At 29.9% G+C, this 14,677-nt stretch carries 15 protein-coding genes; 8 read left to right on the top strand and 7 right to left on the bottom strand.

The genetic code is table 11. The features are described 5' to 3' along the window. Nucleotides 1-12 precede the first annotated feature (12 nt). Genes prfB through ACMHJW_RS11340 form a run of 3 tightly spaced genes read left to right on the top strand, consistent with a single transcriptional unit; the run spans nt 13 to nt 4,042 of the window. Complete coding sequence (prfB, locus tag ACMHJW_RS11350; RefSeq protein ID WP_312356915.1) at nt 13-1,113, top strand: peptide chain release factor 2; 1,101 nt, start codon at nt 13-15, stop codon at nt 1,111-1,113. Between the two features lie 20 nt (nt 1,114-1,133). Further along, nucleotides 1,134-2,501: a Trk system potassium transporter TrkA gene (gene trkA, locus ACMHJW_RS11345; RefSeq protein WP_413533532.1), complete on the top strand. Its 1,368-nt coding sequence runs from the start codon at nt 1,134-1,136 to the stop codon at nt 2,499-2,501. After that, nucleotides 2,501-4,042, top strand: coding sequence for a TrkH family potassium uptake protein (locus ACMHJW_RS11340; protein ID WP_413533531.1), 1,542 nt, complete (start codon nt 2,501-2,503; stop codon nt 4,040-4,042). The genes trkA and ACMHJW_RS11340 overlap by 1 nt, the downstream gene beginning before the upstream one ends. Here the strand turns inward: ACMHJW_RS11340 and ACMHJW_RS11335 are convergent. After that, nucleotides 4,039-5,013, bottom strand: coding sequence for a glycosyltransferase family protein (locus ACMHJW_RS11335; protein ID WP_413533530.1), 975 nt, complete (start codon nt 5,011-5,013; stop codon nt 4,039-4,041). The two genes, ACMHJW_RS11340 and ACMHJW_RS11335, sit on opposite strands and share 4 nt — an antisense overlap. Beyond that, a complete protein-coding gene (locus ACMHJW_RS11330) occupies nt 5,014-5,838 on the bottom strand; it encodes a UDP-2,3-diacylglucosamine diphosphatase (RefSeq protein ID WP_413533529.1) in 825 nt (274 codons plus the stop codon). A gap of 92 nt (nt 5,839-5,930) precedes the next feature. On the opposite strand from ACMHJW_RS11330, the gene ACMHJW_RS11325 reads away from it, so the two are divergent. Continuing rightward, nucleotides 5,931-6,143 (top strand): heavy-metal-associated domain-containing protein, encoded by a 213-nt coding sequence (locus ACMHJW_RS11325; protein WP_413533528.1) that lies wholly within the window; start codon nt 5,931-5,933, stop codon nt 6,141-6,143. A 63-nt stretch (nt 6,144-6,206) separates the two neighbouring features. On the opposite strand, the gene ACMHJW_RS11320 is transcribed toward ACMHJW_RS11325, so the two are convergent. Together ACMHJW_RS11320 and lpdA are read right to left on the bottom strand one after the other, a co-directional pair. Beyond that, a complete protein-coding gene (locus ACMHJW_RS11320; protein ID WP_413533527.1) occupies nt 6,207-7,052 on the bottom strand; it encodes a lamin tail domain-containing protein in 846 nt (281 codons plus the stop codon). Nucleotides 7,053-7,191: 139 nt separating this feature from the next. After that, on the bottom strand, nt 7,192-8,583 hold the full coding sequence (gene lpdA / locus ACMHJW_RS11315) for a dihydrolipoyl dehydrogenase (protein WP_413533526.1): 1,392 nt from the start codon (nt 8,581-8,583) through the stop codon (nt 7,192-7,194). Between the two features lie 91 nt (nt 8,584-8,674). Here lpdA and ACMHJW_RS11310 point away from each other — a divergent pair, with 91 nt between their 5' ends. The 3 genes from ACMHJW_RS11310 (at nt 8,675) to ACMHJW_RS11300 (ending at nt 10,838) form a co-directional block, all read left to right on the top strand. Further along, nucleotides 8,675-9,022 carry a hypothetical protein gene (locus ACMHJW_RS11310; protein WP_413533525.1) on the top strand — a complete coding sequence of 116 codons (348 nt, stop codon included), beginning with the start codon at nt 8,675-8,677 and terminating at the stop codon, nt 9,020-9,022. Between the two features lie 335 nt (nt 9,023-9,357). Continuing rightward, complete coding sequence (locus tag ACMHJW_RS11305; RefSeq protein WP_413533524.1) at nt 9,358-10,179, top strand: hypothetical protein; 822 nt, start codon at nt 9,358-9,360, stop codon at nt 10,177-10,179. A 44-nt stretch (nt 10,180-10,223) separates the two neighbouring features. Then, nucleotides 10,224-10,838 (top strand): alpha-ketoglutarate-dependent dioxygenase AlkB family protein, encoded by a 615-nt coding sequence (locus ACMHJW_RS11300; protein WP_413533523.1) that lies wholly within the window; start codon nt 10,224-10,226, stop codon nt 10,836-10,838. Here ACMHJW_RS11300 and ACMHJW_RS11295 read toward each other — a convergent pair whose 3' ends face one another. After that, complete coding sequence (locus ACMHJW_RS11295) at nt 10,839-11,375, bottom strand: hypothetical protein (protein ID WP_413533522.1); 537 nt, start codon at nt 11,373-11,375, stop codon at nt 10,839-10,841. Between the two features lie 102 nt (nt 11,376-11,477). Then, a complete protein-coding gene (locus ACMHJW_RS11290; protein WP_413533521.1) occupies nt 11,478-12,224 on the bottom strand; it encodes a M15 family metallopeptidase in 747 nt (248 codons plus the stop codon). A 69-nt stretch (nt 12,225-12,293) separates the two neighbouring features. On the opposite strand from ACMHJW_RS11290, the gene ACMHJW_RS11285 reads away from it, so the two are divergent. Then, on the top strand, nt 12,294-13,571 hold the full coding sequence (locus ACMHJW_RS11285) for a hemolysin family protein (protein ID WP_413533520.1): 1,278 nt from the start codon (nt 12,294-12,296) through the stop codon (nt 13,569-13,571). A 78-nt stretch (nt 13,572-13,649) separates the two neighbouring features. On the opposite strand, the gene ACMHJW_RS11280 is transcribed toward ACMHJW_RS11285, so the two are convergent. After that, complete coding sequence (locus ACMHJW_RS11280; RefSeq protein ID WP_413533519.1) at nt 13,650-14,654, bottom strand: hypothetical protein; 1,005 nt, start codon at nt 14,652-14,654, stop codon at nt 13,650-13,652. Nucleotides 14,655-14,677 lie beyond the last annotated feature (23 nt).

Genomic DNA, 14,677 nt, shown 5'->3' with positions numbered 1-14,677 from the left:
ACATTTGCAATTATGTTTAACAACGAATTACTAAAAGACATCCAAAAACGTACACAAGATTTGCACGAATATTTGGAAATCGAACAAAAAGAAATCGAAGTTCAGAATGAAGAAGAACACGCTGCTTCACCTGAATTTTGGAACAATCCGAAAGAAGCCGAAGCTTTTATGAAAGTTTTACGTGGAAAGAAGAAATGGATTGACGAATACCAAACTATTGCAAATGCAGTAAACGATGTCGAAGTTTTAGTAGAATTTAACCGCGAAGGCGAAGTAAGTGATGAAGAAGTTATGGAACAATATACTATTGTTGCTAAGCTTTTAGAAGATATCGAGTTCAAAAATATGCTTTCAGAAGAAGGTGATAATCTTGGAGCAATTCTTCAAATTACTGCTGGAGCTGGAGGAACAGAATCTTGTGATTGGGCTTCTATGTTGATGCGAATGTATTTAATGTGGGCCGAAAAACATGGTTATAAAGTAAAAGAATTAAACTATCAAGCAGGAGATGTTGCTGGTGTAAAAACAGTAACATTGGAAGTTGATGGCGAATTTGCTTTCGGATACTTAAAAGGCGAAAATGGCGTTCATCGTTTGGTTCGTATTTCACCTTTTGATAGTAATGCAAAACGTCACACAAGTTTCGTCTCTGTATATGTTTCACCAATTGTAGATGATACAATCGAAATTGAAATTAATCCTGCTGATATCGAATTGCAAACTTCTCGTTCTGGTGGAGCTGGAGGTCAAAATGTAAATAAAGTAGAAACAAAAGTTCAGTTAACACACAAACCTACAGGAATTGTAGTTGTTTGTCAAGTTGAACGTTCACAATTGGCAAATCGTGAGCGAGCAATGGAAATGTTAAAATCTGAATTATATAAAATAGAATTAGAGAAAAAAATGGCTGCTCGTAACGAAATTGAGGCAAATAAGATGAAAATCGAATGGGGTTCTCAAATTCGTAATTATGTAATGCATCCATACAAATTGGTAAAAGACGTTCGAACAGGAACTGAAACAGGTAATGTGGACGCTGTGATGAACGGTGATATAGATGAATTCTTAAAATCGTTCCTGATGTTAATGGGACAAAAAGAAACATCAAAATAGTTTTACCCTAATTTTTTTTCATGAAAATATTAATCGGAGGCGCTGGAGAAGTTGGTTTTCACTTAGCAAAATTACTTTCCAATGAAATGAATGACATCGTCGTCATGGATATGGACAAAGATAAATTGTTGATGATTGAAAACACGTTAGATGTAATGGCATATCGTGGAGATATCACTTCTTTCAAAGCTTTGCGAGAAGTTGGTATTGATGATACAGACATTTTTATCTCGGTTACTCATCTTCAAAATACAAACCTTACAAGCGCTTCGATTGCAAAAGATTTAGGAGCTAAACGTACATTAGCCAGAATCTCGAATCCTGAATTTCTTCACAAAGAAAATCAATTCTGGGTACAAGGAATGGGAATTGATGCGCTAATTAGTCCTGAAAAATTAGCAGCAGATGAAATTTATTCTCTTGTACAACAATCGGCTTTCAATGCAATGCATCCATTTGCAAACGGTCAACTTTTTATGGTTGGAACAGTTCTAGATGCCGATTGTAAAATTCTGGATAAAAAATACAAAGACATGTACTTAACCACAAAAGGTGGCGAAGACAATCTTTTGATGCCAATTGCGATTATTCGTAGCAACGAACGTGGCGAATACAAAACCATAATCCCAGAAGCTGAAACTGAATTTAAAATAGACGATCACCTTTATTTTATTGTTAAAAAAGCTGGAATTTTAGAAATTTATAAAATCCTTGGAAAAAAGCAAGAATATTTCAAAAATGTAATTGTTTTAGGCGGAGGAAGTATTGGTGTTAAAGTGGCTAAACTTCTAAAAGATAATAAACACAACGTTAAGCTATTAGAAATAAATAGAAACAAAGCCTTTGACTTAGCCGATGATTTGAATAACATTTTAATTATTAATGGTGATGGTCGAGATGGAGAATTATTATTAGAAGAAGGGATTTCTGATTCTGATGCTTTTATCGCTGTAACAGGAAGTTCGGAAACCAATATAATGTCTTGTCTTTTGGCAAAATCAAAAGGTGTTAAGAAAACAATTGCTTTGGTCGAAAATATCGATTATATTCATCTGAGTCAAGAAGTTGGAATTAATGCTTTTATCAATAAAAAACTCTTAACTGCAGATAGTATTTTTCGTTATATAAGACAAGGATCTGTAATGGATGTAACAGGAATTTCTGATTTAGATGCAGAAGTTTTAGAATTTCGTATTAACGAAAACTCAGAAATTGCAAACAAACGTGTATCAGATTTTCCATTCAAAGAAGGCGCTATTATTGCGGGAATCGTTCGTAGAAATGAAGGATTTATTCCAACAAAAGATTTCATTATCGAACCAAAAGATCATGTCGTTGTTTTTAGCCAAGCGAATTTAATTCCGAAAGTGACTAAATATTTTAAATAATGAAATCGCTTAACATCAAAGTAATCCTGAATCTTTCGGGTGTTTTATTGTTACTAAATGCGCTTTTCATGTTCATTGCAACATGTGTTAGCATTTATTTTAGTGATCATCTACTCTACCCTTTCTTACTTTCGGGAAGTTTAGTCGGATTTTCAGGAGCTGCAATGATGTATTTCACTCGAGATAGAAGAAAACATATCAACAAACGAGAAGGTTATATCGTAGTTTGTGTCGGATGGTTTTTCTTAATTCTCTCTGGTTGCTTGCCTTATGTAACTTCGTTAATATTTTTACCAAACGATCATATTATCAATGAAAATTTCAGTTTTGTGAATATTATTTACGAAACCGTTTCTGGCTATACAGCAACAGGAACTTCTATTTATGATGATGTGGAAAGTTTACCAAAAAGTATATTATTTTGGAGAAGTACAACGAATTGGATTGGCGGAATGGGAATTATCGTTTTAACCATTGCGATTTTACCTTTTCTTGGAATTGGTGGACGACAACTTTTTATGGCAGAAGCGCCTGGAATTTATACAGATAAAATACATCCTCGAATTACTGAAACAGCTAAAAATCTTTGGTTAGTTTATTTAGGATTAACAACTTTTTTTGCAATATTGCTTTATTTCGGAGGAATGAATCTTTTTGATGCTGCAAACCATTCCATGAGTGTAATTGCAACTGCAGGTTTTTCTACCAAAAATGAAGGTTTAATGCATTGGAACAACAATGTTTTTATTCAATATGTTTTAATTGTAATGATGTTTTTAGGCGGAACAAACTTCGCTTTGATCTATTTATTAATTAAAGGACAATTAAAAAAAGTATGGAAAAACGAAGAATTCCGTTGGTGGGTTGGTTTACTTGCCGTTGTTACTTTTATCGTTTTTATCGTATTATTTTTCAATATCTATCCCAATTATTCCGTAGAAACTTATTCGTGGTTCAATTTTGAACATTCATTCAGAAGTGCATTATTCCATGTTGTTTCCATCGCATCTACAACAGCTTTAGCAATGGAAGATTACACAAGTTGGTTAACTGTTACTACTTTAATTTTCTTCTCGTTGTTCTTTATTGGTGGTTCAGCAGGTTCTACATCTGGTGGAATTACGGTTATAAGACATGTCATTTTATTAAAAAATAGTTGGATAGAATTTAAACGTATTCTTCATCCAAATGCAATTATTCCTGTTCGTTACAATAATCGTTCGCTTAATCAATCCATCGTTTTCCACGTTATGGCCTTTTTCGTGATGTTTATGTTTACTTGGATTGTAAGTTCTATTTTGTTTGCTCTTTTGAATTATGGTATAACAATGAGTTTTCAAGATATTTTGGCTTCTCTAACCTTAACAGCTTCCACTTTAGGAAATGTTGGCCCAGGAATTGGAGAATTTGGTCCAGGTAATTCAATGAATTCTTTAACGGATAGTGCAAAATTATTATGTTGTTTTTTAATGATTTTAGGACGTTTAGAACTTTATACAATTTTAATTCTATTCACGCCAGCTTTTTGGAAAAATAACTAAACAGAAGCATCTAATATCACTTTCTGAATAATCTGTTCGGTTTGATCAGGAAAATTTCTTGTTATAATTTTATTAGAATCTGTCCAACGTTGAAGTTTCTCAATATCCAAATCATAAGAATAATCAATATCGATTTTTTTTAATGCTTCACAATTGCATAATTGTTCATATTGTCCTTTGATTGGGATTACAAAAAGCTTCTTTTTTAGATAAATGCTTTCTGCAGGCAATTCGAAACCAGCTCCGCATAAAACGCCTTTACAATTTTCCAAAGCTTTCGTAAAAAGTCGTTCATCTATTGGATAAAGTTCTACATTAAACTGTTTCGTCTGTTTTTTTACAAAAGGAGAAAAAACTTTCCATTTCGATTCTTTAATTTCAGACAAAATCTCAATTATTTCAGTTGGATGATAACTTGGCAAATACACCAAATAATAATCTTCTTGCGTTGGATTTAATTGTCTAATTTTATCTCTAATAATGGGTAAAAAAATAGAATCATTGTATTCTTCAAAATGAAATCCATAATGCTTTGAAGTTGGTGCGTAATATTTTAAAATTGTTTCTCCTGTTTTGTTTTTCACTTTTGGAGTTTCGTCAAATAAAAGCGAAGCTTGATGACTCAAACCAATAATATTTTTCTTTTTCTTTCGAGCAGAATGCGCTGTAATTGGCTCAAAATCATTAATAATCAAATCATATTTTTCTATTGGAAAATGATTTACTTCATTCCAAAAAGATTTAAAACTATTTTCCTTAAAAATTCTTTTGTACGAAACTTTTCCTATTTCATTGTAGAATAAAGATAAACCTTTACGATGTTCAACTTGATAGTTTTCTAATTGTAATTGTGAATTGGAACCGCTTATAAAAACGTCTAAATCCCCATAATTTTCGAGAATAGGTAATATTTTTTGCGCTCGTGCCAAATGTCCATTTCCAGTTCCTTGTAAGGCATATAAAATCTTCATTTACTTTTTATTGAGAATAGAAACTATTAATTCATCCAATGAATAATTAAATTCGATTTCTTCTAAATTTTGCATCAAAACTTGTTTATGTTCTTCAAAATAGAAAACCGCCCAATTTCCGTCTATGCATTCTAAAGCGGATAAATTTTCGATCCAATCTCCAGAATTCATATAAATACAATTTCCTTTTTCTGTTTTCACTTTTCGTAATTGTGGTTGATGAATATGTCCACAAACAACATAATCGTATTCATTTTCTATTGCTAATTCTGCTGCAGTTTGTTCGAAATCATTGATGTGTTTAACTGCTTTTTTCACTGAATTTTTAATTTTTTGAGACAAAGAATAACGTTCTCTTCCAAAAAACTCCAAACATTTATTGATAAAATAGTTTAACTGAATTAATTTATCATATCCCCAACCTCCTAACTTAGCAATCCATTTCGAATGTTGAATAGAAGCATCAAAGACATCTCCATGAAATATCCAAGCGACTTTATCATTCTGTTTCAACATATATTTATCTGTCAAAAGGATATTTCCGAAACGCATTGTCGTAAATTTACGCAACAATTCATCGTGATTTCCTGTTATATAAATGATTGGAATTCCTTGTTCTGAAAGATTTAGTAAATAACTAATAATTTGTAAATGTGTTTCTGGAAAATAACTTTTCTTAAAATTCCAAATATCCACAATATCACCATTGAGAATAATTTTTTTGGGATGAATGGATTGAAGATAGGCTAACAATTCTTGTGCTTTACAACCAAAAGTTCCTAAATGCACATCCGAAATTACAACGACGTCAAGATTACGCTTCATTGATTTTTATTTAAATTTCGAAATCAAATATTACTTAAACGTTTTTTTAATCTTATGAAATCTTTATAAATTTGAGTCTAAATTGTAAAATTATGAGTGAATTTAAATTTAAAACAAATATAAACTGTGATAGCTGCATTAAATCGGTGAAACCTTTTTTGGATGAAGCTGTAGGTGAAAACAATTGGAAAGTTGATACAACTGATGAAAGAAAAATCTTGACTGTACTAACCAATGAAGATGAAGAAGAGATTATAGAAGCTGTAACTGATGCAGGTTTTATAATTCAGAAAATAGAAGAATAAAGAAAAGCGATTCAGAAATCTGAATCGCTTTTTTTTTATTTTTATAATTAGGATACTTCTTAATTATTTTTTAACTACTTTTTGAGTAGAAGTTTTTCCGTTAGAAGTTGTTTTAACTATATAAGCTCCTTTAGCTAATGAAGAAACATCAACAGACTGAACACCTTTTACTTCAAATGTTTTTACTAATTCTCCGTTAATATTATAAACTTCAACAATAGTTTTATCTTTCACATTGAAAGAAGCTGTGTTTGTCCATAATGTGTTATAAAATGCTTTTGTTAGTGTAAGATCATCAGTACTCAAATTTGTACAAACATTTGCAGCTGTTTGTCCATTTCTAGGAGCTGCAGCAGCTACGTCAAAATCATTTTTATTATCATTTGTATCTTGACAACCTTTTAATTTTCTTTGAGCAGAATTAGTATTAGATAAAGCCGCAGTGGCACCAGATCCTTCATATTCATTAGAACTTCCAAAACCTACAAAATCAACAATATCTTTATCTTTGACATCAGTTATTGGCTCAACATTAGCAACAAGTGCTACTTTACCGTTTACAGCTCCTAATGCTAGAGGTAATGCAGGGATTTGATCTGGAGTTGGCAATGCATCTGTACCAGCATTACCTTTTGCTTGTTGAATTAAATAATATTTACCTGGCTGAATTGTTATATCTGCTAATACTTGAGTATTAGATTCACTAACAGTACCTGTAGCAGAAGCATATTGTAGTGAATAACCTTTTAGTGTAACAGATTCAGAACCTCTATTAAACAATTCAATAAAATCATGTGTATATTTTGCACCAGAATTTCCCCCTCCACCATAAACCTGGCTAATTACAACCTGTCCAAATGATAAAGAAGATAAAGCAGCAATCGCTACTAAAGAATAGAATTTTTTCATATAATTTATTTTATAATTATTTATATAAATATAGTTAAAAAAATTAATCAATATGCTGTACGTAAAAGCTTAACGATTTATTAAACTAAAAAAGCAGCCTATTGGCTGCTTTAAATTACTATTATATTATTTTTATTTTTTAGATATGAATTGCATGTCCATATGCATCTTCTACAGCTTCCATAATAGCTTCTGCCATTGTTGGATGCGCATGTACAGATTTCATAATTTCATGAGCTGTTGTTTCTAATTTACGTGCAACAACTGCTTCTGCAATCATTTCAGTTACTCCATCACCAATCATGTGACATCCTAACCATTCACCGTATTTTGCATCAAAAACAACTTTTACAAAACCGTCTGCAGCTCCATTTGCAACAGCTTTACCATTTGCAGAGAATGGGAATTTACCAACTTTTACTTCGTAACCAGCTTCGATAGCTTTTGCTTCAGTAAGACCTACTGAGGCAATTTCTGGTGAACAATATGTACAACCTGGGATATTTCCGTAATCAATTGGTTCTACTTTTTCACCTGCAATATGCTCCACACATAAAATACCTTGAGCTGATGCTAAGTGCGCTAAATCCGCTCCTTTTACAACATCTCCAATAGCATAATATCCTTTTACAGAAGTTTCACAAAAATCGTTGATAACAATTTTACCTCTTTCAGTAGCAATTCCTACTTCTTCAAGACCGATATTTTCAGTATTTGGAACAACTCCTACAGCAGACAAAACAACTTCAGCTTCGATAATTTCTTCTCCTTTAGCTGTTTTGATTGTAGCTTTCACTAAATCTCCTGAAGTATCAACACCTGTAACTTCTGCATTTGTTAAGATATTAATTCCAGATTTTTTAAGTGATAATTGCAATTGTTTTGAAACATCTTCATCTTCAACATTTACAATACGTGGTAAAAACTCTACAATTGTAACTTTAGTTCCTAATGTATTATAAAAGTGAGCAAACTCAACTCCAATCGCACCAGAACCTACAACAATCATAGATTTTGGTTGTTTTTCCATTGCTAATGCACCACGATAACCAATTACTTTTTTACCATCTTGTGGTAAAGCAGGTAATTCACGAGAACGTGCACCTGTTGCAATAATTATATTCTCTGAAGATAATTCGCTTACAGAACCATCAGCTGCTGTAACTTTTACTTTTTTACCTGGTAAAACTTTTGCTTCACCTTGAATTACTTCAATTTTATTCTTCTTCATTAAGAATTGAACCCCTTTACTCATACGATCTGCAACTCCTCTACTACGAGAAACTACATTTCCAAATTCAAATGAAATATCAGAAGGTAAGTTAATTCCAAAATCTTCTGCATGATTTAAGTATTTAAATACTTGAGCAGATTTTAATAATGCTTTAGTTGGAATACATCCCCAATTTAGGCATATTCCTCCTAATTCCGCTTTTTCTACAATTGCTACTTTTTTACCTAATTGTGCTGCTCTAATCGCTGCTACGTATCCTCCAGGACCACTTCCAATAACTATAATATCGTAACTCATTTTTTCCATAATTTGATTGCTAATTTAATAATTATAACCCGAAAAAAAAGGAAATCCTTAAAATAGATTAAAAATTTCTTACTTTTGCAATGTGAAAATATTCTTTGAAAATTACGCTGACGACTTACATGTTGAGACTGAATTACCTTTGGAAGGTAGTTTATCACAAGCTATTGAGATTTTTCATAACCTACCCGATTATGATGGAAGTTATATAGGTTTGGTTAATCGAGATGGCAATACGGTTCAAATTTCGAAGTATGACCGTTTTTTATTTTTAGTAGAAATACCGCTTTATCAAGAACAAGCTTCTTATTCAGCATTATTCACTTATTTTCAAGTTATGCAATTATTCCAAGATTTATACAAAGGTTTTGATCCTTATAATATAAAAGAATTGAAATTTGAACCGTATATAACAGAAAAAGCAACGAAATAATCGTTGCTTTTTCTGTTATTTTATTCTAAAATAAAATGTTATTAAAAAAGTAATAATCATTTATCAATTTCTAAAGACTCTTTTTAATAACCTAATCATTACTTCCTATAAAATATAAAAAATACTTGTCTTTTATTATTAGTTATATGCTTTTGTTAACTTAAAGTGATTTTATTCTATTGATTATTTAAAGTTTAAGAATTTACTAAAATGATATAAATTTCTTTTTTGAGATTAAAATTAATTATAACAATTCTAAATAATGCTATTTATCATATAATTTGCCCTATTTAAAATATTAAATTACTTTCGATAAATAACTAAACCAAAATATAATGAACTATATTAAATTAACACTTTGTTTATTTTCTTTAACTGCCATAATTTCTTGTACAGACGATTCTATAGATGATACAGATAATATTATTGAAGAAAAGCAACCTAATTTAAAACTTAAAGTAGATAAGAATGAAAATAACATTTTAGAGATGGTTATTTTTACTCCCTCTTATGACCCTAAGTATCCTCAAGGATATTATCCTGAAATTTTTGATTCGATTGTATTTAAAACTTCTGAAGGAAATAATACAGAAAAAATTGCAGATTATACAGGTCCAGGTCTTACATCTACTACATTGTGGGGACATCATTTTTATACTACTGGAGAAAAAGTAGCCACTTTAATAGGATATAAAAATAATAAAATTATTATTGAAGATAAACTCACAATAAATATAACAAACAGTAAGGATTTTCTTAATACAAATTGGAATCAATTTGAAATCTCAGAACAGAATTCAGGTTATATAAATCATGCTACTTCAAACACTCTAGCTTTATATAATACAATTAAAAATGATACTCCAAATATCCTTTTAAGTAACTCATGGGATGACTTAGACAATAATAATAGTGACTATGAAATAATTTCAGCAGAAAAAAATTTCAAATATCTAAGCAACTACATTACTGAATTATATGGGGAGCCTAAGTATACAATTGAAAATGACCCTAATATAAAATCTATTTTTTCAAAAAGATTTAAATCTGCAATTTCAGATAAAAATCCTATCAAAATCTGGATAACAAACAAAAATAAAATAGCTCTTATTAAGAAAAATATGGACTATTATATTCTTGCAGAAGAAAACAAATAATTATTTCATAAGAAAGTATTTAAAATATAATATATCTTCGTTCTATGGATATATTTAATGATTTATTTGACGAACAAAAAAATTTATTACCAAAAAATGGAACAGTAAATTATTTTGGACAAATTATGAGCGATGAGGAAGCTCATAATTACTATTCTATATTGATGAATGAAATTGAATGGAAAAACGATCAAGCGATTATTTTTGGTAAATTAATTGAAACCAAACGAAAAATAGCTTGGTACGGAGATTTTCCATTTGCTTATACTTATTCTAAAATTACAAAAACAGCTTTGCCTTGGACTGAAACTTTGCTTGAATTGAAAAAATTAGTTGAGCTAAAAACAGGTGAAAGCTACAATTCTTGTTTGGTGAATTTATATCATAATGGTTCTGAAGGAATGGCTTGGCATAGCGATGCTGAAAAACAATTAAAACGACATGGTGCAATTGCATCTCTTAGCTTTGGTGCCGAACGTAAGTTTGGTTTTAAACACAAAGAAACCAAAGAAGTGATTTCATTAAATCTTTCAAGTGGAAGTTTATTGATAATGAAAAATGAAACACAAGATTATTGGTTACATCGCTTGCCTCCTACAAAAAAAGTAAATTCACCTCGAATTAATTTAACATTTAGAACAATCGATTTGGAGCAATAATTATTCCTGCTTAGAAATTTCTGCTTTGTAAAAAGCTAAACTTTGTTGATTAAATTCGTTCAGGAATGTATCATTGAAATTATTCAAGGAAATAACATCCAAATCAATTTTAGTTTTCAAGGTTGGTAAAGCTATTACTTTATTTGATAATTTATCTAAACTTGTCCATTTCGCAATAAATTCCTTTGTAGCTGAAATAAACGTTGATTCTCCATTTTCTTTTGAGTGATCTTCCGATACAATAGAACGTTTTATCATAGATAATTCTATTCTTTTTGTTTGACGATTATACTTAAAATACGATGTAAATAACACATCTCCAATTTTATTTATAATCTTGAAACCTTTTTTTGTTTCTTCAATCGTCGCATGTCGATCTAATTCATTAAACGCTAAACTTGTTTGTTTTTTATATGAGTTATCAGAAAGTAAAAACTCTATTTTTTTAGTTTCAAAATTGATTGAAACTTTATCGAATTTTCCATCTCCATCTAAATCTCTCACAATCGATTGTTTTGCAAAAGTTAATAAACTCATGCTCAAAAAAAACGATATGAAAAATCTTAATTTCATCAGAAAATATATTAGTTTAATTTTTATCTAAGATACTACAAAAAAAGCTCCAAAATGGAGTTTTTATTATTTAATAACAGGATTTACATCCAATATATTTTCTCTTTTATATTTTTCTATAAAATCATCTGTAAAGTTTTCACTTCCCATTAATTTATTCTCCTGTAAAACCTTTTTAATATCAAGATTTTTATAAGCTTGTAACATTGGTTTCGAAATTGCCTTGTACGTAAAATGCCAAGGTTCGTACTTAAATCCTTTTCTTGTCGGATCATCTGTATAAACTAAATAAAAACCATATTTCGATGCATTCTCATCTAACCAAAGCTTAAATTTATGCATTGAGCCACCTTCGTTAAAATGCTTTTCATTTAATGGATCAGAAGGCATTCCGCGCGTTCCATCTATAATATCTAGATCTGTTCCCCAATGATGACGAGATGTTCCTGGTATTGTAGAATATTCAATAATCTTATCAATGTTTTGTTTTGCAGCAATTTTCTTTGCCTGATTCGCTTTATACTTGCGTTCCCAAATTCCATTTTGGTACGTATAGTTTCTATAACTCGAAACTACTTGTATCTTAAAACCTGCTTTTTGTGCATCAGCTTTCATCAATTCAAACTGTTTTGCAACTTCAGGCAATAGTTTATATTCCTTCCCAACCATCGTAGGACTTCCTTTTCCAATCAATTCTGCTGTTGTAAAAATTGGTGATATAGTATCTCTTTCTTCCACTGTTTGTTCATTACTGCCGAAAGCACATCCTGCGTTTAACATAAATGCAAGTAAAACTAAATAAGAAAATTTCATAATATTAAATTGTGACATTATGATAGGTATTAGATTTTGGTTTATTTTTATCAAAATTAAAAAATAAAAGTGGAGATTGTTATAATAATTGTATTGATTTTATTGAACGGGATTTTTTCAATGTCAGAAATGGCTCTTGTTTCTTCAAGGAAATTCAAATTAGAAAATCAAATGAAAAAGGGAAGTTCTGGTGCTAAAACAGCTTTAGAACTTGTTGAAAATCCGAATAAATTCTTATCTACTGTACAAATAGGAATTACTTTAATTGGTATATTGTTAGGTGTTTTTTCTGGAGATAAATTGACTGCAGATTTAACAGAATTTTTAACATCTGTTTCTTTCATTGCTCCTTATGCTAAAACACTTTCTCCAATCATAATGGTTGTTATTATTACATATTTTTCAATTGTATTTGGCGAATTATTACCAAAACGTTTGGGAATGAAATTTCCAGAAGCCGTTTCTACCTTTGTTTCAAAACCAATGAAATGGTTATCTCTAATAACTTCTCCATTTGTATGGTTGTTAACTGTTACAAACAATTTTTTCTTAAAATTATTCGGAATTAAAGACGATGATAACGAAGTTGTTTCTGAAGAAGAAATCAAAAACATCATCAAAGAAAGTACAGAAGGTGGTGAAATTCAACAAAAAGAACACGAAATCTTAGAAAGAGTTTTTGAACTTGGAGATCGTCGGGTAAATACATTAGCTACGCATCGTTCAGAAATTACATCATTAGATATTTCTGATGATTATGAAAAAGCGCGCTCAAAAGTGAAAAAAAATAAATATTCAGCTTATCCTGTTACAAAGAATAATAATTTAGATGAAATCGTCGGAATTCTAAAACTAAAAGATATGTTTGGAGTGAACAAAGAAGATTTTAGCTTGAAAAAATTTATACACAAACCTATTTTTGTCAATGAAAATTCGTTTAGTTATCCGTTATTAGAAATGTTACAAAATTCACAAGCACATTTTGCAATTATTTTGGATGAATATGGTACAACGGCAGGAATTGTGACAATAAATGATATTTTAGATGAATTAGTTGGCGATACTCCTGAAGATCATGAAGAAGATTATGAAATTGTAAAACGTGATGATGGAACATGGTTAATAGATGGACAATTTTCTATTTATGAATTCGAGAAGTTTTTTGATATTGATATTGATGAAGAAATTGAAAATAGATATGTGACAGTTGCAGGAATTTTCTTGGACAAATACGAAACAATTCCTAATGTTGGTGATAAAGTTGAAGTAGCAGATTTAACTTTAGAAATCGTAGACAAAGACGGTAATCGTATTGATAAAATACTAGCTTATCGAAATAAAATATAATATTCTTTATCCAAAAATATGTAAATAAAAAAGCAACGAAATAATCGTTGCTTTTTTATTTTATTGTGATGTAAATTCTTATTTCCAAATATATTTCTCTCCTAATCCTAATGTAGATTTTATGATATAATTACCTTGATCATTTCTCTCTGTAAGTACTAAGATTGGATAATATTCTCCTGCAGGAACCAATTTAGTTATATTAGAATTAAAGCTTAGTTTTTCTAATTTCGTATTCCCAGAAATTGGAGACAAATCAAAGTTTAATAATTCAAAACCATCAATTTCTTTCACTTCATAAATATCTTGTCTTGAAAAATAAACCAATAATTTTAATTTATTCGTTGGTTTTGAACCCAAGTTCTGAATAGAATTATTAATTCCATCAACTGTAACCATTAAAGTATTAAAATCTATTTCTAACTTCCAAACACCTGATAATTTTACTTTTTTGTTTGCATTCTCTATATCCAAAGAACTCTCAACTGTTGTGTATATATCAGATAAAGTAGCATCTATATATTTTGTAGAAGCTAATGTATTTTCTTCTGTTAATATTGGTAATTCAGCATTATCTACAACTCTATCTATCAATATATTATTAGAATCTAATGAAATTTTGTTGCTCAATATTTTATAATTCAAAATAGAATTAGTTTCTCTATCCTTCAATAATAAAATTGGCACATAATCTCCTTGAGATAATAATTGTACATCCGAACCTTTAAAAGTAACAATTACATTATTAAAACTTGTACCATTCCCTTCTAATTGACCAAGTTGCGCATTCGTATTTATCTTGTTTGGCAAATCATATAAATCTAAAGAAGATTTTGAGGGAACAAAATATAGATCAAGAAATAAATTCTGACTTGTTTTGTTTGAATAGTTTGTCAATTTTCCTCCAGAAATTTTGAAATTAGAAGTATTTCCATCATTAGAAATTTTCCATATTCCATCAAAAGAATAATCTTTATTAATCGTTGTAGGTAAATTAATAATGTTTATACTATCTTGTTGTGCTGCAACAAAACTACTGGTCAAAATCGTTGCTGTAAAAAATAGTTTAGTAAAAATATTCATAGGTTTTACTTTTAGTTTTCCCA

Origin of the sequence: Empedobacter brevis, assembly GCF_965118635.1 — a bacterium.
Taxonomy (GTDB): domain Bacteria; phylum Bacteroidota; class Bacteroidia; order Flavobacteriales; family Weeksellaceae; genus Empedobacter; species Empedobacter brevis_A.
Note: the sequence above shows the minus strand (reverse complement) of the source record. Positions and strands in the feature narration are given on the sequence as shown.